The organism is Chryseobacterium ginsenosidimutans, from assembly GCF_039536845.1.
Taxonomy (GTDB): domain Bacteria; phylum Bacteroidota; class Bacteroidia; order Flavobacteriales; family Weeksellaceae; genus Chryseobacterium; species Chryseobacterium ginsenosidimutans_B.
The window spans coordinates 428,477-450,933 of sequence record NZ_BAAAZJ010000011.1 but is presented as its reverse complement, the minus strand read 5'-3'; the positions used below and the strand labels follow the sequence as shown (position 1 = coordinate 450,933).

General features: G+C 35.3%; 18 protein-coding genes. 11 read left to right on the top strand and 7 right to left on the bottom strand.

Annotated elements, in window-relative coordinates; genetic code table 11:
* Positions 1-107: 107 nt before the first annotated feature.
* Both ABD745_RS18460 and ypfJ read left to right on the top strand, forming a co-directional pair.
* Positions 108-2,192, top strand: a complete 2,085-nt coding sequence (locus ABD745_RS18460) for an LTA synthase family protein (RefSeq protein WP_344833580.1) — start codon at positions 108-110, stop codon at positions 2,190-2,192.
* Between the two features lie 77 nt (positions 2,193-2,269).
* Positions 2,270-3,121, top strand: coding sequence for a KPN_02809 family neutral zinc metallopeptidase (ypfJ, locus tag ABD745_RS18455; RefSeq protein ID WP_047398795.1), 852 nt, complete (start codon positions 2,270-2,272; stop codon positions 3,119-3,121).
* A gap of 47 nt (positions 3,122-3,168) precedes the next feature.
* Here the strand turns inward: ypfJ and ABD745_RS18450 are convergent, their stop codons facing one another.
* Both ABD745_RS18450 and ABD745_RS18445 read right to left on the bottom strand, forming a co-directional pair.
* Positions 3,169-4,020 carry a GLPGLI family protein gene (locus ABD745_RS18450; protein ID WP_344833576.1) on the bottom strand — a complete coding sequence of 284 codons (852 nt, stop codon included), beginning with the start codon at positions 4,018-4,020 and terminating at the stop codon, positions 3,169-3,171.
* Positions 4,021-4,033: 13 nt separating this feature from the next.
* Positions 4,034-4,972 (bottom strand): GLPGLI family protein, encoded by a 939-nt coding sequence (locus ABD745_RS18445; RefSeq protein WP_344833574.1) that lies wholly within the window; start codon positions 4,970-4,972, stop codon positions 4,034-4,036.
* Between the two features lie 212 nt (positions 4,973-5,184).
* Here ABD745_RS18445 and ABD745_RS18440 point away from each other — a divergent pair, with 212 nt between their 5' ends.
* The 5 genes from ABD745_RS18440 to ABD745_RS18420 all read left to right on the top strand — a co-directional run bounded on the left by ABD745_RS18440 (position 5,185) and on the right by ABD745_RS18420 (position 11,168).
* Positions 5,185-5,514 (top strand): iron-sulfur cluster assembly accessory protein, encoded by a 330-nt coding sequence (locus ABD745_RS18440; RefSeq protein ID WP_047398797.1) that lies wholly within the window; start codon positions 5,185-5,187, stop codon positions 5,512-5,514.
* 68 nt (positions 5,515-5,582) lie between these two features.
* Positions 5,583-7,031, top strand: a complete 1,449-nt coding sequence (gene sufB / locus ABD745_RS18435) for a Fe-S cluster assembly protein SufB (protein ID WP_344833571.1) — start codon at positions 5,583-5,585, stop codon at positions 7,029-7,031.
* Between the two features lie 142 nt (positions 7,032-7,173).
* On the top strand, positions 7,174-7,917 hold the full coding sequence (gene sufC / locus ABD745_RS18430) for a Fe-S cluster assembly ATPase SufC (RefSeq protein WP_047398799.1): 744 nt from the start codon (positions 7,174-7,176) through the stop codon (positions 7,915-7,917).
* Positions 7,918-8,082: 165 nt separating this feature from the next.
* Positions 8,083-9,390 carry a Fe-S cluster assembly protein SufD gene (gene sufD, locus ABD745_RS18425; protein WP_344834054.1) on the top strand — a complete coding sequence of 436 codons (1,308 nt, stop codon included), beginning with the start codon at positions 8,083-8,085 and terminating at the stop codon, positions 9,388-9,390.
* Positions 9,391-9,632: 242 nt separating this feature from the next.
* The gene (locus ABD745_RS18420; RefSeq protein ID WP_344833564.1) at positions 9,633-11,168 is read left to right on the top strand and encodes a YifB family Mg chelatase-like AAA ATPase; all 1,536 of its coding nucleotides are present in this window, start codon (positions 9,633-9,635) and stop codon (positions 11,166-11,168) included.
* An 86-nt stretch (positions 11,169-11,254) separates the two neighbouring features.
* Here ABD745_RS18420 and ABD745_RS18415 read toward each other — a convergent pair whose 3' ends face one another.
* A complete protein-coding gene (locus ABD745_RS18415; RefSeq protein ID WP_344833561.1) occupies positions 11,255-13,456 on the bottom strand; it encodes a S46 family peptidase in 2,202 nt (733 codons plus the stop codon).
* A 99-nt stretch (positions 13,457-13,555) separates the two neighbouring features.
* Between ABD745_RS18415 and ABD745_RS18410 the strand changes: the two genes are divergently transcribed.
* Positions 13,556-13,978, top strand: a complete 423-nt coding sequence (locus tag ABD745_RS18410) for an META domain-containing protein (RefSeq protein ID WP_344833559.1) — start codon at positions 13,556-13,558, stop codon at positions 13,976-13,978.
* A gap of 83 nt (positions 13,979-14,061) precedes the next feature.
* On the opposite strand, the gene ABD745_RS18405 is transcribed toward ABD745_RS18410, so the two are convergent.
* The 3 genes from ABD745_RS18405 to ABD745_RS18395 are packed head-to-tail and all read right to left on the bottom strand — an operon-like array spanning position 14,062 to position 17,492.
* Positions 14,062-14,475, bottom strand: a complete 414-nt coding sequence (locus ABD745_RS18405) for a hypothetical protein (protein WP_344833557.1) — start codon at positions 14,473-14,475, stop codon at positions 14,062-14,064.
* A gap of 6 nt (positions 14,476-14,481) precedes the next feature.
* A complete protein-coding gene (locus tag ABD745_RS18400) occupies positions 14,482-17,034 on the bottom strand; it encodes a beta strand repeat-containing protein (protein WP_344833554.1) in 2,553 nt (850 codons plus the stop codon).
* Positions 17,035-17,039: 5 nt separating this feature from the next.
* Complete coding sequence (locus ABD745_RS18395) at positions 17,040-17,492, bottom strand: T9SS type A sorting domain-containing protein (protein WP_344833552.1); 453 nt, start codon at positions 17,490-17,492, stop codon at positions 17,040-17,042.
* A gap of 200 nt (positions 17,493-17,692) precedes the next feature.
* Here ABD745_RS18395 and ABD745_RS18390 point away from each other — a divergent pair, with 200 nt between their 5' ends.
* The gene (locus ABD745_RS18390) at positions 17,693-19,699 is read left to right on the top strand and encodes an ATP-binding protein (protein ID WP_344833549.1); all 2,007 of its coding nucleotides are present in this window, start codon (positions 17,693-17,695) and stop codon (positions 19,697-19,699) included.
* On the opposite strand, the gene ABD745_RS18385 is transcribed toward ABD745_RS18390, so the two are convergent.
* Positions 19,679-20,386 (bottom strand): LytR/AlgR family response regulator transcription factor, encoded by a 708-nt coding sequence (locus tag ABD745_RS18385; protein ID WP_344833547.1) that lies wholly within the window; start codon positions 20,384-20,386, stop codon positions 19,679-19,681. The genes ABD745_RS18390 and ABD745_RS18385 overlap by 21 nt on opposite strands.
* Before the next feature lie 202 nt (positions 20,387-20,588).
* On the opposite strand from ABD745_RS18385, the gene hflX reads away from it, so the two are divergent.
* Both hflX and ABD745_RS18375 read left to right on the top strand, forming a co-directional pair.
* Positions 20,589-21,821 (top strand): GTPase HflX, encoded by a 1,233-nt coding sequence (hflX, locus tag ABD745_RS18380; RefSeq protein ID WP_344833545.1) that lies wholly within the window; start codon positions 20,589-20,591, stop codon positions 21,819-21,821.
* Positions 21,821-22,450 carry a DUF4919 domain-containing protein gene (locus ABD745_RS18375; RefSeq protein ID WP_344833543.1) on the top strand — a complete coding sequence of 210 codons (630 nt, stop codon included), beginning with the start codon at positions 21,821-21,823 and terminating at the stop codon, positions 22,448-22,450. Before hflX ends, ABD745_RS18375 begins: the two co-directional genes overlap by 1 nt.
* The last annotated feature ends 7 nt before the right edge of the window (positions 22,451-22,457 follow it).

The window sequence follows — 22,457 nt, the reverse complement described above, 5'->3', positions numbered from 1 at the left end:
AAAAATTCTAAATGTCTTCAAAATTCATAATTAATATTGCATTTTAGTTTTATATTAGACGATTCTATACATCAACTATATTTATAAAAATTAATAGCTTTAACCGGATGCTTACTCAAAAAATAAAGCCATTCCTATATTTAGGAATTTTTTACCTTATCATCTCTTTAATATTAAGATTTGTATTCTTTTTCCATCCTATTACTACGGCAAGTTTTGGAGTTTTTGATACCTTAAAAATTTTACTTATAGGAATTTTAAATGACGCTTTGGTTTTCATTTTAGCGAGTGCTTTTTTGGCTCTTTATTTTTTATTTTTATCTAATTCGAAATACCACAAACCTTACGGACAAATCATTTTAGGTATATTGATTATATTATTCCTGTACATTTTACTCATTCCAAATAATATTTTTAAACAATACGGAGGTTCGATTGCAGAAATTGCTTTGGCTTTTATTGGCTTAAAAATAATTTTCTTCGGATTAATGCTTTTCTTACCCAAAAACCGACTAAAAATCAGAAATGTATTATATTTTATTACTATTTTTCTATATGTTTTATTAATCGTTTTCAATGCGGTAAGCGAATATTTCTTTTACAATGAATTTGGCTTAAGATATAATTTCATTGCAGTAGATTATCTTATTTACACCAATGAAGTCATTGGAAACGTGATGGAAAGCTATCCTGTTGTTCCTTTATTCCTGGGAATTTTTGTGATTGCCATTTCAATTACCATTTTCATTTATAAAAAAACAAAAAATGAACTTCTGGAACTTCCGAACTTAAAACAAAAATTCATTTTGCTGGGTTCATTTTTAGTGTTAGCGGGAATCAGTTTATTTGGGTTAAATTTTACTACAAAAATTAAAGCCGGGAATGTTTTTGAAGAAGAAATCGAAGCAAATGGATTACCCAAGTTTTATTGGGCATTTACACACAATGAATTAGACTATTTCCAATTTTACCCCGAAATCAATCAAAATCAGGCAGAAAAAAACTTTTTAAGCCAATATTCCCAGCCTTCTTTAAAGAGAAACATAACTACTGATGAGCCGGAATTAAAGAAAAATGTTGTTTTAATTTCTATTGAAAGCTTATCGGCAGATTTTATGGAACATTACGGAAATACACAAAAAATAACACCTTTTTTGGATAGTTTAGCCGACCATTCTTTGATGTTTACCGATCTTTATGCAACCGGAAACAGAACTGTTCGTGGTCTGGAGGCATTGACACTTTGCATTCCTCCAACAGCAGGAGAAAGTGTTATTAAAAGAGAAAACAATAAAAATAAATTCACAACCGGAAGTGTTTTCAAGTCTAAAGGTTATGATGTAAAATTCTTATACGGCGGTTACAGTTATTTCGATAATATGCAGGATTTTTTTGCCGGAAACGGGTATGGAATTGTGGATAGAAATAATTTTAAGCCTGAAGAAATTACTTTTGCCAACGTTTGGGGTGTTGCCGATGAAGATATGGCTAAAAAGGCAGTCCAAACAATGAATACGGAATCAAAATCCGGAAAACCATTTTTCAATCATTGGATGACGGTTTCCAATCACCGCCCTTTTACCTATCCGAATGGAAGAATAGACATTCCCGGAGATGCAAAATCTCGTGAAGGTGGTGTAAAATATTCCGATTATTCTTTGCGTAAGTTTTTCGAAATGGCAAAAAAACAGGATTGGTATAAAAATACCGTTTTTGTAATCATCGCCGATCATTGTGCCTCAAGTGCAGGAGACACCGAACTGCCAATGGATAAATACAGAATTCCGGCAATGATTTTCTCTGAAGGATTTATTCAGCCGCAAAAGTTTACGAAAACAATGTCACAGATTGATGTGATGCCAACTCTTTTCGGATTGCTGAATTTTAATTATCAATCTAAATTTTTAGGTCAGGATGTTTTCAAAAAAGAATTTCAGCCGAAAGCTTATATTGCAACTTATCAGGATCTAGGATTTGTAAAGGATAATTATTTAACAGTAATTTCTCCATTAAGAAAAGTAAAACAGTATATTTTAACTCAACAAAAAAATAATTTGGATCCTGCATTTAATATTTATTTCGACGAAAAATATTTAACTGAGCCTGATCAGAATAAAAAATATACTGACGAAACAATCTCTGCTTATCAATCTACTTCTTATTGGCTGAAAAAAAACCAGCTTAACCGCTAATTAATTATAAAATATTTTCTCCATTCATAGAAATTATGCTTTAAATTTTTAAATTTACATACAAATAAATACAAACTATGAAATGGACAGACGACAGAAGTGATAATGTTGAAGACAGACGCGGACTTGGCGGAGGAGCCGTTGTAGGTGGCGGACTGGGAACGCTTATTATTGCTGCAATTATATTCTTTTTAGGAGGTGATCCTTCTTCTATTCTTTCTTCAGGTGCAGGTTCCGGCTCTCAAAGAACAGAACAGAGACAACTGAACTCAAACGAATTACAGGTTCGCGAATTTGTAAAAATGGTAACCGCTGAAAACGAAGAAACGTGGACAAAAATTTTTGCTGAAAACGGAATGCAATATCATCCCGCGAAAGTTATCTTATTTGAAGAAACCACACAATCAGGATGCGGAACAGCACAATCTGCAATGGGACCGTTTTATTGCCCTGCAGATCAATCTGTTTACATGGATATGAGCTTCTTTAAAGAGCTTGAATCAAGATTTGGAGCGAAGGTTACAGAGTTTTCAATTGCTTATGTAATGGCTCATGAAATGGGGCATCATGTGCAAACTCTTTTAGGAACAACTCAAAAAGTAGACGGACTCAGACAAAGCGGAAGATATTCTGAAGAGCAAATGAACAGAGTTTCTGTGGCTACAGAATTACAAGCCGATTTCTATGCAGGAGTCTGGGCAAAACAAACCGATAGCAGAGAACATATTTTAGAACCTGGGGATATTCAGTCTGCAATAGAAGCTGCGGAAGCTGTAGGAGACGACAATATCCAGAGAAGATCACAGGGATATGTAAATCAGGAAAGCTTTACGCACGGGTCTTCCGCACAACGTAAAGAATGGTTCATGAAAGGCTATAACACCGGAGACATCAGACAAGGTGATACTTTCGACCAGCTTTTGAAATAAAATAATTAAATAATTAAAACCCTGAAGAAGTCCTTCAGGGTTTTGTTTTATTGTAATTCGATCGGATTACTGTTTCGTTTTGCTTCGTCTTTTATTCTCTCCTCCATTCTCTTTCTCATGTCGGCAGGATTTTGATTTCCACCACCGCCACCACCACGGTTTCCGCCTCCGCCACCAATTCTCATGGGACCGCCGCCTCCGCCTTGCGTCATGAATGACATTGGATCTTCCTGGAATTTCTTCTGCTGTTTTACATAATCTCCTCTTTTTACTTTAATTGTATTTCCGAATTGGTTTAAAGTAGGGAAATCCGCGATTTTATAATTTTTCATTAAGTCAAAAGAATATTCTCCTTTATCATCTTCTGCTTTTATAATTAATCCCGGAAGTCCGCCAAATTTATATGGCCCATCCTGATAAGGTAAATCTGTTGTAAACCAAGCCGTCCATTTTCTTCCTCCGAAATCTGTTTCAGCCTTCTGAACTTTATATTCACCGATTTTTGTGGTTTCAGAAGAAATTTTCCAGTTTAATGGTCTGTCTTCCTCGTAAGTATAAACATCTCTACCAATTCTGTCTTTAAAAGTCGTTTTCTGATTTTTTTTATCTTTTTCGATAGAATAATTGATATTCGACCTCAAATTTTCCATTTGGTCTCTGTTGAAACTTCTCGCTCCCCCACTTTGAAAAGTTGCCTGCATAATAGAATCTCTTTTAATTCTGTTTTCAGAATAAAAAACTGATTTTTCGGGAGAAATATCCAGGTATGCATTTTCTGTTTTAATATCACTTTTATTCGACGCGTCCGGTTTCATAGTAACCTGATACACAAATCTGTTCGTTTGCGCAAATGCAGTCTGTACGAATAACGCTAAAGCAATAATGCCTAATTTTTTCATTTATATTATATTTTTATTTTAATTCTATCGGATTTTGGCTTCCTGCATTAAAAGGAACATTTCCACTTCCTGAACTTTGCATTGGAAAACTATTATTTCCTCCGTCCATTCCCATTCCTCCTCTGTGCATTCCACGACCTCCGTTACCTCTCATTCCGCCTCCGTTCATTCCTCCTTGTCTTCCGCCGCCAAAGTCTTGCATTCCTCCGCCATTATTTCCTGCCATAGATTTTCTGTTTTTATTAAATTCTAATTCCAACGCAGCCTTATCACCATGAAAATTAATTCTTGTACTTTGTTTTGCATCAGAACTCACAGGTTCTTCAAAAGAATTTTGAACGATAATTTTTTTAACAAGATCAAATTTATAATCACCATTATCGTCTTCGAGTTTCACAATCAGTCCCGGTAATCCGGAAAATTTGTAAGGCCCATCCGAAACATTAATGTCTTTTGTAAACCAAGCCGTCCAAATTCTCCCTCCAAAAGTGACAGTCGCTTTTTGTGCAGAATAACCATTTTGTTTTTCAATACTGTTTGTTATTTCCCATTTTAGCGGTCTGTCTTCCTGATAATAAATTTGTTTTCCGCCTACTCTGTCATAATAATAAACTTTTTGTTCAGGAATATTTTTAGTGATAAAATATTCAAAAAAAGTCGGTTCAATACGCTTTCTTGCTCCTGATTTAGAAAAATCTTTTTCTTCTTTCTTATTATTTACTTTTTCTTCCGGTTTAAGAGAAGCAAAAAGAGAATCTTTTATTAATTTATTTTCACTGATGAATAAAGACTTGTTTCCTTTAATATCGAGAAACGTTTTTTCCATCTTCATGCTCACCAGATTAATTGAATCCGGATTTACATAAGTTTCATAAACATACCTTGCGGTCTGTCCATATGACATTGCTGCTAAAAACAACACAAAAAAACCAAGTAATTTTTGTCTCATCATTAATTTTATTTATAGATAAAAAATATGATTCAAAGTTAAATCAAAAACAGAGTCTCAGTGCTTTTGCAGGAAAATTTATACAATTTTAACATTCACATTTCTCTTTAAAATACACTTAATAAGATCGGAATCATTAAAATAGATATCTTCGATTTGAGATTGCGGAAATTAGTTCGTATTTTTGCACTATTAAATCATTCTAAATAAATACAATGATAAAAGTATCAGACCAAGCAAAGGCAAAAGCTATCCAACTTATGACGGAGGATGGTTTCAACCCTGCTGAAGATTATATAAGAGTAGGGGTAAAAAGTGGAGGATGTTCTGGTTTAGAATATGTTCTGGGATTTGACAATCACAAGACAGAAACTGATCAAATTTTCGAAGATAATGACGTTAAAATCATTGTTGAGAAAAAATCTATCCTTTATTTAGCGGGAACAATCCTTGAATATTCAGGAGGATTAAACGGAAAGGGGTTTGTTTTCAACAATCCTAATGCATCCAGAACGTGTGGTTGTGGAGAGAGTTTTTCTTTATAATTAGAAGTTAGTAGCTAGATGTTAAAATTAATTTGACATCTGAAATCTGACATCTAAAATCTAATAAAATGAGTAAATATACTGAAGACGACTTAAGAGTCGATTTAGAAAATAAAAAATATGAATTCGGTTGGGAAACGAAGATCGATTACGAAGATTTTCCCACTGGTTTAAATGAAGATATCGTCCGTGCGATTTCCGCTAAAAAAGAGGAACCCGAATGGATGACAGAATGGCGTTTGGAATCTTTCAGAATCTGGTTGAAAATGGCGGAACCAGAATGGGCAAACATTAAATATACAAAACCTGATTTTCAGGCGATTAAATATTATGCTGCTCCAAAGGCAAAGCCTGAATTGGAAAGTTTAGATGAAGTAGATCCTGAATTATTGGCAACTTTTGCAAAATTAGGAATCAATATTGAGGAGCAGAAAAGGCTTTCGGGAGTTGCTGTCGATATCGTAATAGACTCAGTTTCTGTAAAGACAACTTTTCAGGATACATTGATGGAAAAAGGAATTATTTTCTGCTCCATTTCCGAAGCTATTAAAAATCACCCTGATTTAGTAAGAAAATATCTTGGAAAAGTCGTTCCGAGAGGAGATAATTTCTATGCAGCTTTGAATTCCGCAGTATTTTCTGACGGAAGTTTCTGTTATATTCCAAAAGGCGTAAGATGTCCGATGGAATTATCAACGTATTTCCGTATCAATCAGGCAGGAACAGGTCAGTTTGAAAGAACACTTGTAATTGCAGATGAAGGAAGTTACGTTTCATATCTTGAAGGGTGTACAGCTCCTTCGAGAGACGAAAACCAGCTTCACGCTGCGGTTGTTGAGTTGATTGCAATGGATAATGCTGAAATTAAATATTCAACAGTTCAAAACTGGTATCCCGGAAATGAAGAAGGTAAAGGTGGGGTTTTCAATTTTGTAACAAAAAGAGGGCTTTGCGAAAGAAATGCAAAAATCTCTTGGACTCAGGTGGAAACAGGTTCTGCTGTAACATGGAAATATCCTTCTTGTATTTTGAAAGGAGATAATTCAATCGGCGAGTTCTACTCTATCGCAGTTACAAATAATCACCAATATGCTGATACAGGAACAAAAATGATTCATATCGGTAAAAATACGAGATCAACGATTATTTCTAAAGGTATTTCCGCCGGAAAATCTCAGAATTCATACAGAGGTTTGGTAAAAGTAATGCCTTCTGCAAAAGGAGCAAGAAACTTCTCTCAGTGTGACTCTTTATTGATGGGTAATGAATGTGGAGCACATACTTTCCCTTACATCGAAATCAAAGATCCTACAGCCCAGTTAGAGCATGAAGCAACCACTTCAAAAATCGGTGAAGACCAGATTTTCTATTGTAACCAAAGAGGTATTGATACAGAAAGAGCAATTGCTTTGATCGTAAACGGTTTCAGTAAGGAAGTTCTAAATAAATTACCGATGGAATTCGCTATTGAAGCTCAAAAGTTGCTTGAGATTTCTTTGGAAGGTTCTGTAGGGTAATCTTAGTTTTATTGAAAAGGGAAATTAAGATTAAAAAAATAAAAAATAATATTTCATTCGCACGCGTTAACACCTTTGTTAATTGTAGTTTAGTGTTACAAAGGATATACTCAAAGTCCGACCTTGCGATAAATTTGAACATATGTTAAATATAAAAAACTTGCACGCCAAAATTGAAGACGGCGCAGAAATTTTAAAAGGTATCAATCTTGAAATAAAGCCGGGTGAAGTTCATGCCATCATGGGACCGAACGGAGCCGGAAAATCTACTCTTTCTTCTGTGATTGCAGGGAAAGAAGATTATGAAGTTACAGACGGAGAAATTATTTTTGATGGTGAAAATATCATCGAAGACGCTCCTGAAGATAGAGCCCACAAAGGAATTTTCCTTTCTTTCCAGTATCCGGTAGAAATTCCGGGAGTTTCTGTAACCAACTTCATCAAAGCTGCGATGAACGAGAACAGAAAGGCAAAAGGATTATCCGAAATGCCTGCAAAAGAAATGTTGGCGATGATTCGTGAAAAATCTGAGCAGTTGGGTATCAAAAAAGATTTCCTTTCAAGATCATTGAACGAAGGTTTTTCGGGAGGTGAAAAGAAAAGAAACGAGATCTTCCAGATGATGATGCTTGATCCGAAATTGGCTATTCTTGATGAAACAGATTCAGGATTAGACATTGATGCATTGAGAATCGTTGCAGACGGTGTAAATGCTTTTAAAAATGAAGGAAATGCAGTGCTTTTGATTACTCACTATCAAAGATTGCTTAACTACATTCAGCCTGACTTCGTTCACGTTTTAGCAAACGGAAAAATCATCAAAACCGGTGATAAATCTCTTGCTTTAGAACTGGAAGAAAAAGGTTACGACTGGCTTTTAAATTAATTAAAAGAGTAAGAAATTCAGAGATTTTTACATTTCGGCTTTATTATTTTTTTAGTTTAATGAAAATTAAAAATCTCTAAGTTTAATATATTATCCATTCTTCGGAATGACAGATTTCAGCCAAATAAAAAGAAAAAAATGGTGCAAACCACAGATATACCAGTAATGGCATTAAAAGAACAAATTATAGAAAATCACAATGAATTTTTGGAGAGTCTTCGTCACAGATTTCTGGATGATGATAGAAAAGCTGCTCTTCAAAGGTTTGAAAAACTTGGTTTTCCTACAAAAAAAGACGAAGAATATAAATATACCAACCTAAAGGAGATTACCGAAAAAGGATACAACTTTTTCCCGAAAGAAAGTCACAACATCACCAAAGAGCAATTGGATGAATTGCATCTTGGTGAAGAGAATTTTGACTGGATTACTTTCGTGAACGGTAAACTTCGTAAAGAATTATCAAAAGTTTCGATTGAAAATGTTGAATTCCTTTCATTCAATTATGCTTTGAATGATGATAAACACAGAGATATTTTTGATCAGTATTTTAATACAATTGCTTCAAACAAGTCTGCCTTTACGAACTTAAATCAAGCTTATTGCAAGTATGGTTTCTTTTTAAAAGTTCCTAAAAATGTGGTAATTGAAAAGCCGATTCACGTCTTTTACATTTCTCAGAATCAGGAAGAAAACACTTTCTATAACACTAGAAATTTATTAATCGTAGATGAAGGCGCAAAAGTGGAAATCATTGAGAGTCACCACAATTTTGACAGCACATATGTATTGACAAATTCTGTGACGGAAATTTTCACATATCCAAATGCGAAAGCAGATTGGCACAAAGTTCAGAACGATAATGATACTTCTTATTTAATTGATAATACTTTTGCAAAACAGGAAAAAGACAGTTTAACGACTGTAAATACATTCTCTTTCGGAGGTAAATTGGTAAGAAACAACCTTGATTTTATTCAAAACGGATCGAATATCAATTCATTCATGAACGGAATCACGATTATCGGGAAAGACCAACTGGTAGATCACCACACGGCAGTTCACCACAATCAGCCAAACTGTGAAAGCTACCAAAATTACAAAGGTATTTTCAGTGGAAATTCTCATGGAGTTTTCAACGGAAAGGTTTTTGTGGATAAACTTGCTCAGAAAACAAATGCTTATCAGCAAAATAACAATGTTTTATTAAGTGAAGGTGCCAAGATTGATACAAAACCACAATTGGAGATTTTCGCAGACGACGTTAAATGTTCTCACGGCTGTACAGTTGGTCAGTTAAATGAAGATGCATTGTTCTATTTAAGAGCAAGAGGTATTTCTAAAAAAGAAGCTCAGGCTTTATTATTATATGCTTTTGCAAACGATGCAATGCAGAATATTGATATTGAGCCTTTAAAAGAAAAAATTTCAAAGCTTTTGGCAGAGAAATTAGAAGTTGATATAGAGTTTTAACAATATATAATTGATAATAAAAAAAGGGCTGTTTCATCATGAGACAGTCCTTTTAAATTTTGCATCCTCTGATTTTTCAATCAGTCTAATAAAATTTTTCACAAATTATTCATGTTTAATGTAAAAATATATTTAATACTTTAAAAAAACTGAATAATATTTTACGTTTTGTACTTTCAAGTGAATTTTAATAAGAAAAACTATTAATTAAAAAATTTTTACATTTACAGCAAACACGATAAATGCTGATCAAAATTTATGGAAGTGCAATTCATGGAGTTGCAGCACAGACAATTACAATCGAAGTAAATGTAGATACAGGCGGTGTCGGCTATCATTTGGTCGGACTTGCCGATAATGCCATCAAAGAAAGCAGTTACAGAATTTCAGCTGCTTTGAAAAATGTAGGCTATAAAATTCCGGGAAAGAAAATCACGATCAATATGGCCCCTGCAGATCTCCGTAAAGAAGGAGCGGCTTATGATCTGAGTATTGCCATCGGAATTCTTGCTGCTTCAGACCAGATTCTTACAGAAAATATTCAGGATTATATCATTATGGGAGAACTTTCTCTTGATGGAACCTTGCAGCCTATTCAGGGAGTTTTGCCTATTGCCATTCAGGCTCGTGAGGAAGGTTTTAAAGGAATTATTCTGCCAAAACAAAATACTCGTGAAGCAGCAATTGTTAATAGCCTTGATGTGTATGCTGCAGAAAATATCAAAGAAGTGATTGACTTTTTTAATGAAGGAAAACCGCTTCAAAAAATTGAAGTTGATACCAGAAAAGAATTTCAGGAGAAAATAAATGATTTTCCTTTTGATTTTTCTGAAGTTAAAGGACAGGAAACAGCAAAAAGAGCCATGGAAGTTGCCGCAGCAGGAGGACATAATATTATTTTGATCGGACCTCCCGGAAGCGGAAAAACAATGCTTGCAAAAAGAGTTCCGAGCATTTTGCCGCCATTAACGTTAAAAGAAGCGTTAGAAACCACAAAAATACATTCTGTAGCGGGGAAGATGGGAAGAGAAACTTCATTGATGACAGTTCGTCCTTTTCGAGCACCTCACCATACTATATCAGATGTTGCTTTAGTTGGTGGTGGTGGTTATCCGCAACCCGGGGAAATTTCATTGGCTCATAACGGTGTTTTATTCTTAGATGAAATGCCGGAATTCAAAAGAACGGTTTTAGAAGTTATGCGACAGCCTTTGGAAGATCGTGAAGTAACAATTTCACGGGCGAGATTTACTGTTAATTATCCTTCAAGTTTTATGTTGGTAGCTTCGATGAATCCAAGTCCCAGTGGTTTTTTTCCGGACGATCCGAATAATACTTCAACAACTTTCGAAATGCAGCGGTATATGAGTAAACTTTCGGGGCCGCTCCTGGATAGAATTGATATTCATATTGAGGTGCAAAAAGTTGAATTTGAACAATTGACAGAAAAAAGAAAAGGAGAAAAAAGCGAAGATATCAGAAAACGTGTATTGATTGCCCGTGAGATTCAAATGGAACGATATAAAGATTTAAAAATCAGCTATAATGCTCAAATCGGACCCAGAGAAATAGAAAAATTTTGCGAACTGGATTCTACATCATTCAACCTCATCAAATTAGCTATGGAAAAACTGAATCTTTCAGCAAGAGCTTATGACAGAATTCTGAAAGTAGCCAGAACAATTGCAGATCTTGAACAATCTGAAAACATCCTCTCTCAGCATATTTCTGAAGCGATACAATACAGAAGTTTGGATCGGGAATTTTGGAATGCTTAATCCAAAAAAAATTACTTTTTAATATTATAAAAACAAAAAAACCGTGAAAGAAAACTCTCACGGTTTTTTAAATATATCAATAAAGATTATTTTGCTTTTTTAGCTGCCTTTAAAGGTTTAGCCGGTTTAGTTTTTGTATCTGCAGGAGTATTTGCATCTTTTACTAATTGTAATTCGTCAATTAGTCTTCTTGCACCTGCATATTTGTCGATTGTCCAAAGAACAAAACGAACGTCTACGTTGATTGTTTTTTGCCATTCTTGTTCGAAAACAATATCACCGCTTAAAGCTTCACTGTTTCCGTCGAATGCGATACCGATAAGGTTTCCGTCTCCATCGATTACCGGAGAACCAGAGTTACCACCTGTAATATCGTTGTTTGACAAGAAATTTACAGGCATATAACCTTTAGCATCTGCATACTGACCGAAATCTTTGATGTTATAAAGGTCGATTACTCTTTGTGGAAGATCAAATTCTTCATCACCTTTCTTGTATTTTCCTACAAGACCTGTCATATCTGTATAATAGTTATCAGTAACACCGAAATAGTTTCTGTCTTCTCTGATTGGTAATTTATCTACAGTTCCGTACGTTAATCTCATTGTAGAGTTAGCGTCCGGATAGAATTTCTTTTCAGGCATAGTTTTCATTAATCCTGCTAAGAATAATCTGTTGTTTTTAGCAAAATTATCATCGATTTTCACGAATCTCTCAGCCGAAGTTTTTTGATCGGCAACAATTCCGTTTGCAATTTTCAAAAGCGGATCTGCATCTAATTTTAAACGGTCCGGATTCAAAACAAAGTTTGTAGCAGAAGTTTTATTAGCAAAAATTGAAGAATAAGCAATATTAGAAAGAGTTTTTGCATCTAATCCCATAATCGTTTCAGAAGCAACATCTCTTTTCACTCTTGTCTGGTAAAGGTTTACCATTGAATTCATCATTTCACCTTCAAGGTTTGTATTGATGTTTTCGTAAGCAGCTTTAATTGCAGCATCTACTTTTGGCTTCATTGCCAATCTTCCTTTCATATCTTGTTCAGCATAAGCTCTTAGAACAGGACCTACCTGTAGTGCAAGAGTGAAATATTTAGAATTTCTTAAAAGCTGAGTAGCATAATTTCTTTCAACATTTCTATCAGAAGTCTGTTTGTAATAAATACCTATATCATCCAAAACTGTTTCATACTCAGCAATGTTTGCAGGTTGTACAGCCCATGTTTTGAATTTTTCTTCAATAGCCTGTTTCTCGGTAATTGTTCCGTTTTTGATAACGGCATCAATTGTTCCTTGTCTGTTTTTCCAGTAGTTAGCTACAGAAGCATATTGAGAAGCATAGTTAAGTTGAGTTCCCTTATCTTTATCCATGTACTTCTTCATTACGTCCATTGCCAATTTAGAAGCTTCAACCCAAGCCGGATAATCTTTACCCACCATTTGCTGAATTCCGTAAGAAGTTAAATAACGGTTTGTTCTTCCCGGATAGCCTAAAATCATTGAGAAATCACCAGGTTTTACTCCTTTAAGAGAAACAGGTAAGAAATGTTTAGGCTTTAAAGGAACGTTCGTTGGAGCAAATTCAGCAGGATTTCCAGCTGCATCAGCATATACTCTGAAAACCGTAAAGTCTGCAGTGTGTCTCGGCCACTCCCAGTTATCTGTATCACCCCCAAATTTTCCTAATGATGAAGGCGGAGCTCCAACCAATCTGATATCTTTGTAATCTTGATAAACAAAATAATAGAATTCGTTCCCGTTGAAGAAATCTCTTACTACTACAGTATATTTTCCGTTTTCAGAGTTTTCAGACTGGATTGCTTTAGTTTCGGCATCAATCACAGCTTTTCTCTCTGCAGCAGACATGTTGTTATTTAGTTTAGAATTGATTCTTTGTGTAGCGTCATCCATTCTTACCAAAAATCTTACATAAAGATCTTTTGCATTGAATTCGTCTTTTTGCTTCATTGCCCAGAATCCGTTCTTCAGATAGTCTTTTTCCGGTGTAGAAGCTGCTGCTACAGCACCATAACCACAATGGTGATTTGTGAAAATAAGACCTTGACTGGATACAATCTCACCTGTACAGAAGCCACCGAAACTTACAATCGCATCTTTCAAGCTTGAATTGTTGACAGAATAAATTTCTTCAGGCGTAAGATGCAAACCTTCTTTTTGCATATCCACACCATTAAGTCTTTTTACGAGCATTAACAGCCACATTCCCTCGTCTGCCCTCATTTGAACAAAACTTAAAAGGAAAGTGAATAGTAGTAATATTCTTTTCATTTTATAAAATAATTTTTGTGTCGCTAATTTACTAAAATTTTTACTGTTTCATGTCTGTGATGGTATGAAAATGGATTAGAGTGAGTTATGAAAAAGATAATGTTTACTATTTTAACTGTTTTATGTCTGGTATTTACTCTACACTGCTCTTCAGTTCCGGTAAAAAATCCGCAGATCCAAAGAGAATGGATGTTGATCTCTTTTGAAGGCTATGATAAACAAGATTTAATTAAAAGTAATGCTAAAATTGATTTAACCTCAACCATCGAAGACGGAAAAATTAAAGGAGGAGCTTTTATGGGTTGTAACAGGATGTTTTTTTCTTCTGAATTTAAAAAAGACGGTAAAGTAAAAATCTCTGGAATCGGGTCAACATTAATGGCTTGCCAAGATATGAAACTAGAGGACAGTTTTTCTAAAGGTTTTAAAAATATGACGAACTATAAAGTTGAAGGACATTTTTTGACATTAACCGATGATAATGGAAATTCAATGAAATTTATAGCTGCTGATTGGGATTAATTTTAATTCAAATAAATTTTAAAATATAAAAAGTCCACCTTGTTAGATGGACTTTCTTTTAGTTGAAAAATCTGTTTGAGTTATTAGTTTTTCGGAATAGTTTTTTTGATATCCTGTAGTGTTAAATCTGCATTACTAACCAATCCCTGAGTATTGTTGTTTATTTTAGAGCTTCCAGCTTTATGAGACTTTCTCCCTGGAATCGTTGCCAAAACATCTTCAAAACTTGCCGTATTTGGAAGTAATTTTCCGGTATTATTTGATTTTTCCGGCTTTTTTTCTTGCTGCTTTACTTCAAGACCCTGCTCAGAAACAAGTGTTGTTGAAGGCTTTTTTGCTGCTCTTTCCTGAGCTTCCTTCATCATTTTTGCCTCGAATTCTTTAGATTCTTTGTAATTCGGAGCTTCCTGCGACTGTGTTTCAGGAGCTTTTCTGTTTTCCTGGGCATAAATATTTACGCTTAAGGCTAAGAATGCAATGATATATAATGATTTCATGATAGTTTATTTAATGTTTACTAATACTTTGATTTTACCGATTTCATTTTGATCGTAATCCTGAAGAGCTTTACCAATTACCTGTCCGATTTTCACTTTTTTAGGATTAGCTTTCATTGCAACTCCTGATTTTGATGAAGTCACTAAAAGATCTCCTCTTTTAATTTTTCCTCCTTCAAGACAAACTTTCGTGGGAATTACCCCGATTACTCCCATCGGAACTTTCCCGATCAATTCAGAATCAATATTTTCCTCTGTTAAAAGAACTCCCGGTTTTGTTGCATAAACTCCTGCAACCAGGTTAGAATATGGTTTTGAAGATTTTTCTACCGTTCTGTCCGAGTCTGTTGAAATAATTAAAATATCTCCCGGTTCGTATTCTGAAGTATTTCCTTCCACATCGAAAGCTTCGGCAACGTCGGCTCCACTGTTTTGGGTACCTCCATTGAAAAATCCTTTTCCTGTTTTATCGATACGGGCTACGTTACTTGAGGCACTCTGATAAGTGGCAATACTTCCTGATGGTCCCTGATGGTTAATGAGCAAGGTAGATCCTGTCCCAGTTGTAGTGATCTGGACTACTGGTTGACCATTGGAATTATTAAAGTTTCTGAAGTATCCTGCTCTACCTGTTCCAAAATTTGGAATCCATCCATAAATAGCAGACCCTGTCCCGTCTACTGTAGCTTCAACCCCGTCTCCATTTCCGCCGGCATTTGCTGTAATTCCGTTTCCGGCACCTTCTGTCAGCGCCAATAATGCAGGTCCGTTTCCACTGACATTACTGGAATAAAATAAACCTCCATAACCTCCGGTTCCTACAGATTCACCATAAACTCCCGCGGTTCCGAAATTGGCAAATATTGAATTTACTTTACCATGCAGGGCAGCAGAGGTTCCGTTTGTATTATCAACAAAGAAATCTCCGCCCATACCATTTCCGACTGTTTTTGCTGTAACTACAGCATTGGTATTTGATGTGTTAAAGTTTTGGAATTCTGCTGGTTTTCCTAAACTGAATGTTGGTGTCCAGCCATAGATGGCACGACCGGCTCCGTCAACATTGGCTTCTATTGCATCCCCATCTTTTCCGGCATTGGCAACAATAGCATCACCATTACCATCGGTTAGAGCAACTAAAGCACGCCCGTTTCCACTCACGTTTGACGAGTAAAACAAACCACCGAAACCTCCTGTTCCTGAAGCTACACCGAAAATACCTGCAGCACCGAAATTTCCAAAGATCGTTTTGGTTTCTCCTCTTACTGCGGCACTTACACTGTTTGTATTATTTGAAAGAAATGAAGAGACATTTCCTAAAGTATTATCCGGAATGTTTCCTGTACTGTTTGATTCTACTTCGAAAGTATTTCTGTCATTTGAGGAATTTGTATTTTCAAATCTTCCGGCACGCCCTGTACTTCCGTTAATACCCACTTGCCCAAAAACACCAACTCCGGTTCCTGAAGTATTCGTGGCCAGGAAACCTCTTACACCATAACCTGCTCCGTCATTTCTACCGACAACAGCTCCTGCAATTCCACTGGTTGTTCTACCAACAACAGCTTCTCCATTTCCATTATTATCTCCTACAATTCCGGCAGAGGTTTGTTGGCTGGTAACACCCTGAACACCAAATCCTGATCCTGTAGAACTGAAAACCCCTGTTCCACTTCCTGTAGAACTGACATTAATTACCGTTCCGTTTCCGACTGTATTTGCGTTAAGGACATTGTTATTATTTGCATTATTAAAAATCGATATGCTTGCACCAATACCATTAGTGCTTGTTGCCGTTAATCCCGTTCCGGAAGTACTGTTGGCATATACCCCTGTTCCGGCAGCTGATGAATTACCATAAACTCCTAGTCCGGCAGGTGTAACCCCGTAAACTCCCCAGCCGCTTCCGGCCTGAGATCCCCAAGCTCCGATTCCCAAACCGCCTGTACCGTTGTTAATACCCCTTACTGCAGAAGAAAATCCGCCGGGTGCAGTGTTGGTAACTGCACCTCTTACTGCGGCGATACTTGAAGTTGTTGTTGTATTATTTCCTTCAAGAGAAGTTCCGTCACCGTCATTCGTTAAAGAGAAAAGAGTTCCTGCATTGTTTACTGTATTTGTATAAGGAATTGTGAAGGTTCCGCCACCGCTTACAGCACCTGCTGATTTCGCAAACATTGCATAAGGAACGCTTAATAGCTGGCTTGTTCCTGTAATCGTATAAGTTGTTCCTCCGGTTGGGTCGGTTTCTGTTTTTAAATAATAACTTCCCGTTGGCCAGTTAATCGCATTGAAAGTTCCTGAAAGTACCGTTCCCGTACCTATTTCCATGGTGATAAGACCGTTGGTATTGGTACTTCCTGTAAGTCTTTCGGAATAAACTACTGTTCCTGCAGGTGAACCCTGTAGAATACTTACTCTTACTCCTATACTCTGATTTTGTAAAACCTGTCCTGTTGTATTTCTAATGATCGCCTGATAGCTCATTTTTTCGGGTGCCTGTGCAAAGGCCAGATGTGTGCCAAGCAGAAGTCCCGCCGCGAATAATATTTTTTTCATGGTTGTTATTTTTTAATGATTTTAAATGTTTTAATGTTTTTACCTTCTTGATTTATCCTGATGATATACATCGCGGATGGCAGATAAGAAAAGTTGAATTCAGACTTAGACTGACTTATTTTATCCGTTTTAATTAATTTTCCCTGAGCATCGAAAAGTTGATACTCAGAACCTTTGAAATTATTTGTTGTAAAGTCCAGATACAAATAATCTTTAAAAGGATTAGGATAAAGTAAAATGCCTTCTTCAGTTGAATTTGAGATTTCACTGGTTGCGAGTGTAGTGATTTCGTAGACTTGTTGTACGCCTTCAGAAACCTGACGGCTGCTTCCCTTTACGAGATAAGCAGCCTGCCCTACACTATAAGAAACCGAGCCGTTACTTCCTGTAGCATCTGCTCCTGTCGCCAAAACTGCTGATTGTGCTTTCAGCAAAGAGATGGGGATGAGAAGTAGCATGAGAAAGAAGCATTGAATAGATGTTCTTTTCATATAAAATGGTTTTGTGGTTATTAATTGGTTTAGTCAAAATTTTAAAGAGAATTCTGAATCGCTAAATTACCACATATGAAAGGCGGATATTTTTAAAATAGATAAACGACAAAAAAAATCGACGAATGACATTTAAGAAAGCATTATCTTAGTGGAAATAACACATTATGATTGCAAGATTCATACTTTTTATCCTGTTCTTGCCATTACCATTATGCTCACAGGAGTTTTCGAAGCTCGAATTCTTCAAAAAAGAATTGAAAACCAATCCTCCTGAAGAAAAGCGCTTTGAATTGCAGCAAAGCTTAGTCAATATTTACAGAATTTATAATCCTGACAGCTGTTTTTTTTACACTCAGAAGAATCTTGAACTTATCAAAAAAAATAAATGGAATATCAGGAAAGGAAAAGCTTTTTTGGGATTGGTAAGTTATTATACCGAAAAAAATAAAATCAGTCAGGCTTTAAAATACAATCAGGAATCTTTCAATATTAATACAAAAAACAAGGATGAATATACTTTGGCAGATAATTACTATATGTTCGGAAGGCTTTCCCATCAGAAAGGAGAACATGCAGAAGCTGTCAAAAATTATTTAAAATCAATTGATTTAGGCACAAAAAGTAAAAATCTCTGGATCGTTAATTCAGCGTACAGAAGTTTAGCTTTTCTTTATCTTGATGAATCTAATAAAGAAAAATCTTACGAAAACATCAATAAAGCACTGAAAGCCGCTCAGGAATCCAATTCGCAGGAGGCATTAGGATTTTGTCACGGAGTTTTAGCTGAAATCGACAGAAGTCTCGGAAAACTAAAAGAAGCTCAGATTAATTTTGAAAAAGCCTATCAATATTTCAAAAATACTCAAAATGAGTATGGACAGGCGTGGCTTTTTACCAATTGGTCTCTTCTGGATGTAACCAAATTGATGGAAAGTTACCAAATGCAGATGAAAGCACAGGAAATCTGGGACAAAACTTCGCCTAATCATTATATGTCGGTTGCCAATCATTACAATATCGCTTATACGTATCTGGATTTTTATAAACAATATGGGAAATATCAGAATCAGCTGAAATGGAATAAAAATGAGCTTTTAAAAGAGGCTCAAAAAGAGTTTGAGATCAGTAAAAGCATTGCCGAAAACAACAATAATAAGCAATGGGTGATGTTCAATTATCTTGGAATGTCGGAATTAAGCAGATTGAAAGGAGATCTTGATGGTTATGCCGAAAACATTCAGGAATATTATAACACAAGAGATTCCATCTATTCCCAAAGCAGAAAAAACGAAATGGCAAAACTGGAAAGCCAAAAAGTCGTCGAGCAGAAAAACAAGGAAATTAAATTTAATAAACTGATTATCAAAAACAAAGAAAGAGAAAGATTATATTACATTTTAGGACTTTTTGCACTTTTAACAATCGGAGTTTTGATGTTTTTCCTCTATAAACAATCAAAAAAGAACAGCGACAGGCTTCAAAAACTGAACATAGAACTTGATAAAGCCAATAAAACCAATATGAAGTTTTTCGGGATTCTCAATCACGATCTTCGAAGTCCGGTTGTCGGGTTGATTCATTTTCTTCATCTTCAGAAAGAAGCTCCGGAAATCATGGACGATGAAACAAAAAAACGTCTTGAAAATAAAGTCATCAATGCTTCCGAAAAATTACTGCAGCAAATGGAAGATCTTCTTCTTTGGAGCAAAGGTCAGATGGATAATTTTTCTCCTGAAATCAAAACGGTTTTCATTAAAGATATTTTTAAAGACATTGAAGAAAATTTTTCGTGGGTGGAAAATATCGAATTTATATTTGATTTTCCTGAAAACATGAGCATCTCAACAGATCAGGAATATCTTAAAACGATTACGAGGAATTTAACCAATAATTCCGTAAAAGTTTTAGAACAAAAAGAAGGTAAAAAAGTAATTATCTGGAAGGCTTTTTCGGATGAAAATAAAAATTACATCACTATTACAGACAACGGAGAAGGCGCTTCAACGGATAAATTCAAAGCATTATTTGATGACAGTGTAACTATCGGAACCAAAAAAGGTTTGGGTTTGCATCTTATCAGAGATCTTTCCAGAGCCATTGATATGGAAATTGAAGTTAAATCCGAACAAAATCAGGGAAGTACAATCACTTTAAGCTCCAAAAAAATCTAAATTACTCTTATAAGTTCTCCCGATCGGTAATTTTATATGATGTACCAATTCCACCTCATGGGTATTTTTACTTCTGATCAGATGTCTGGGAACCGCATAACTCCTATGAATTCTGATAAAAGAATCAAAATAACTTTTATTCAAAATATTTCCTATTGAATCCAGGATACAATGCCTTTTCTCTGTAGTTACAATTCTTGTATAATCTTTGAGTGCTTCAAGATAAAGAATATCACTTATTTTAATCTGTGAAATACTGTTTCCTTCTTTTATTCTGATATTATTTTCACCCACAAGAGCATCAAAGTTTTCGGACTTTTCCTTCATTTCAAAAAAATCAAAAAGCTTCTGCATAGAATAATTGAAACGTTCTGATTTCAGAGGTTTCGTAATAAAATCAAAAGTATCAACCTCGAATGTATTGATCGCATATTCAGGATGTGAACTTACGAAAATGCAGGCAGGGATTTTTTGAGTCATTTTTCGGAATTCAATCCCACTCATTCCCGGTAAATCTATATCTAAAATAATAAGGTCAACCGGAGTATTAAGATGCGGAATCGCCTTCTCAGCAGAATCGAACGATCCCACAACAGCAATATTCTCAAACTGCTTGATATGCTGATGAAGAACCAGTCTGTCCAGTTCATCATCCTCAATAATCATACATTTAATATTGCCAATCATGGTGTTTTCAGTGTTAGTTTTTTATAATTTCAAATTTCGTTTATATTATCCGAGAATTCGATTCATAAAGGTATTAAATTTCTATAAATCAAGGATATTATGAATTTAAATTAACACTAAAAAGACATGCCGCAAAAATTCATCTTGGTTTTTTTCCTGAAAAATGGTAACTTGTAAATCTTACAAATACAGATAGAATTTAATGCTAGAAAAGAAAGAACATAATTACGAAAAGGCAGTTTTGGTAGGCGTTATTACACAGCATCAGGATGAAGATAAACTTCAGGAATATATGGATGAGCTTGAGTTTTTGGCTTTTACAGCCGGAGCTACAGTAGACAGACGTTTTACTCAGAAATTGACCCAACCGGATTCCAAAACCTTTATCGGAAGCGGAAAAGCTCAGGAAATAAAAGAATATGTAAAAGAAAACGAAATAGGAACTGTTATTTTTGATGACGAATTATCTCCTTCTCAGCTTAAAAATTTAGAAAGAGAAATTGAAGTTAAAATTCTCGACAGAACCAACCTTATTCTTGACATTTTTGCACAGAGAGCACAGACTTCTTATGCAAGAACCCAAGTGGAATTAGCTCAATATCAATATCTTTTGCCTCGACTGACAAGAATGTGGACTCACTTGGAGCGTCAGAAAGGGGGAATTGGGATGAGAGGTCCCGGTGAAACGGAGATTGAAACGGACAGACGTATTATTCGTGACAGAATTTCATTGTTAAAAGACAAACTGAAAACAATCGATAAGCAAATGGCAACCCAACGAAACAATCGTGGAAAGGTTGTGCGTGCTGCTTTGGTAGGATATACCAACGTTGGAAAATCTACGTTGATGAATGCTTTGTCTAAATCTGATGTTTTCGCTGAAAATAAATTATTCGCAACGCTTGATACAACCGTAAGAAAAGTAGTGATCGGAAATCTTCCGTTTTTATTAACAGACACGGTTGGTTTCATCAGAAAACTACCTACTCAGCTTGTAGAATCGTTCAAATCTACTTTGGATGAGGTACGTGAAGCCGATCTTCTGATTCACGTTGTTGATATTTCTCACGAAAGTTTTGAAGATCATATAGATTCTGTGAATCAGATTTTAATGGAAATCAATGCGCATCAAAAACCGATGATCATGGTTTTCAATAAAATTGATGATTTCAACTATGAGAAAAAAGACGAGGATGATTTGACTCCATCAACGAATAAAAATATTTCTCTGGAAGAATGGACGAAAACCTGGATGGCAAAATCTAAATATCCGACAGTTTTCATTTCGGCTTTAACGAAGGAAAACTTCCCGGAAATGAAAAAAATGATCTACGATGAGGTGATGAAAATCCATATCTCAAGGTTTCCCTACAACGATTTCCTTTTCGAATATTTCGATAACGACGAGGAAGAAGAAAAAACCAATAAAGATTAATGAAATACCACTTTTTCCTTTTATTGCTTTTGGTTTCTGTTTTTGGTTTTAGTCAGAAATCAAAAATTGATTTTAAAGCTATTGAGAAAGATCTTAAAAATGAGAAATCACCTTACAATTATGACAAACTGATTTTTAAGTATAAAGGTTATCCGAAATCTTTGGACACGATAGAAAGCCAACATCTTTACTATGGAAGAAATTTCAGGAAAGATGTTGTTTCCACCATCGATGATGATTTTAAAAGTCTTGCCGAAGCTTTTAAAACCGAAAATTTTGATGAATGCATAAAACAGGGCAAAGTTTTATACGAGAAAGATCCTACGAATATGGATATTCTTTTGATTTTGCTTAAAGCTTATGATGTAAAACAGGATGCCGATAACGTGATCCATCATCTCGGACAGTTCAGAGCTTTAACGGGGGCAATTCGAGCATCCGGTGACGGGAAGTCTGAAAAATCACCTTATCTGGTAAATTCTGTAGGCGACGAATATATCTTATTAAATATTCTGAATCTCGGGCAGGAATATACAAGAGGTTCAAAGTCTATGAGAGACGGAATTCTTGACATTTGGGAAAAAGAAAACAACAAAGTGTATATCAAAGTACTTTATATCGATTATTAATTAAATA

Excerpts from the sequence above, each read along its gene's own strand:
- ABD745_RS18460 (WP_344833580.1), top strand. The coding sequence starts at position 108 with ATGCTTACTCAAAAAATAAAGCCATTCCTATATTTAGGAATTTTTTAC.
- ypfJ (WP_047398795.1), top strand. The coding sequence starts at position 2,270 with ATGAAATGGACAGACGACAGAAGTGATAATGTTGAAGACAGACGCGGA.
- ABD745_RS18450 (WP_344833576.1), bottom strand. The coding sequence starts at position 4,020 with ATGAAAAAATTAGGCATTATTGCTTTAGCGTTATTCGTACAGACTGCA.
- ABD745_RS18445 (WP_344833574.1), bottom strand. The coding sequence starts at position 4,972 with ATGATGAGACAAAAATTACTTGGTTTTTTTGTGTTGTTTTTAGCAGCA.
- ABD745_RS18440 (WP_047398797.1), top strand. The coding sequence starts at position 5,185 with ATGATAAAAGTATCAGACCAAGCAAAGGCAAAAGCTATCCAACTTATG.
- sufB (WP_344833571.1), top strand. The coding sequence starts at position 5,583 with ATGAGTAAATATACTGAAGACGACTTAAGAGTCGATTTAGAAAATAAA.
- sufC (WP_047398799.1), top strand. The coding sequence starts at position 7,174 with ATGTTAAATATAAAAAACTTGCACGCCAAAATTGAAGACGGCGCAGAA.
- sufD (WP_344834054.1), top strand. The coding sequence starts at position 8,083 with ATGGCATTAAAAGAACAAATTATAGAAAATCACAATGAATTTTTGGAG.
- ABD745_RS18420 (WP_344833564.1), top strand. The coding sequence starts at position 9,633 with ATGCTGATCAAAATTTATGGAAGTGCAATTCATGGAGTTGCAGCACAG.
- ABD745_RS18415 (WP_344833561.1), bottom strand. The coding sequence starts at position 13,456 with ATGAAAAGAATATTACTACTATTCACTTTCCTTTTAAGTTTTGTTCAA.
- ABD745_RS18410 (WP_344833559.1), top strand. The coding sequence starts at position 13,556 with ATGTTTACTATTTTAACTGTTTTATGTCTGGTATTTACTCTACACTGC.
- ABD745_RS18405 (WP_344833557.1), bottom strand. The coding sequence starts at position 14,475 with ATGAAATCATTATATATCATTGCATTCTTAGCCTTAAGCGTAAATATT.
- ABD745_RS18400 (WP_344833554.1), bottom strand. The coding sequence starts at position 17,034 with ATGAAAAAAATATTATTCGCGGCGGGACTTCTGCTTGGCACACATCTG.
- ABD745_RS18395 (WP_344833552.1), bottom strand. The coding sequence starts at position 17,492 with ATGCTACTTCTCATCCCCATCTCTTTGCTGAAAGCACAATCAGCAGTT.
- ABD745_RS18390 (WP_344833549.1), top strand. The coding sequence starts at position 17,693 with ATGATTGCAAGATTCATACTTTTTATCCTGTTCTTGCCATTACCATTA.
- ABD745_RS18385 (WP_344833547.1), bottom strand. The coding sequence starts at position 20,386 with ATGATTGGCAATATTAAATGTATGATTATTGAGGATGATGAACTGGAC.
- hflX (WP_344833545.1), top strand. The coding sequence starts at position 20,589 with ATGCTAGAAAAGAAAGAACATAATTACGAAAAGGCAGTTTTGGTAGGC.
- ABD745_RS18375 (WP_344833543.1), top strand. The coding sequence starts at position 21,821 with ATGAAATACCACTTTTTCCTTTTATTGCTTTTGGTTTCTGTTTTTGGT.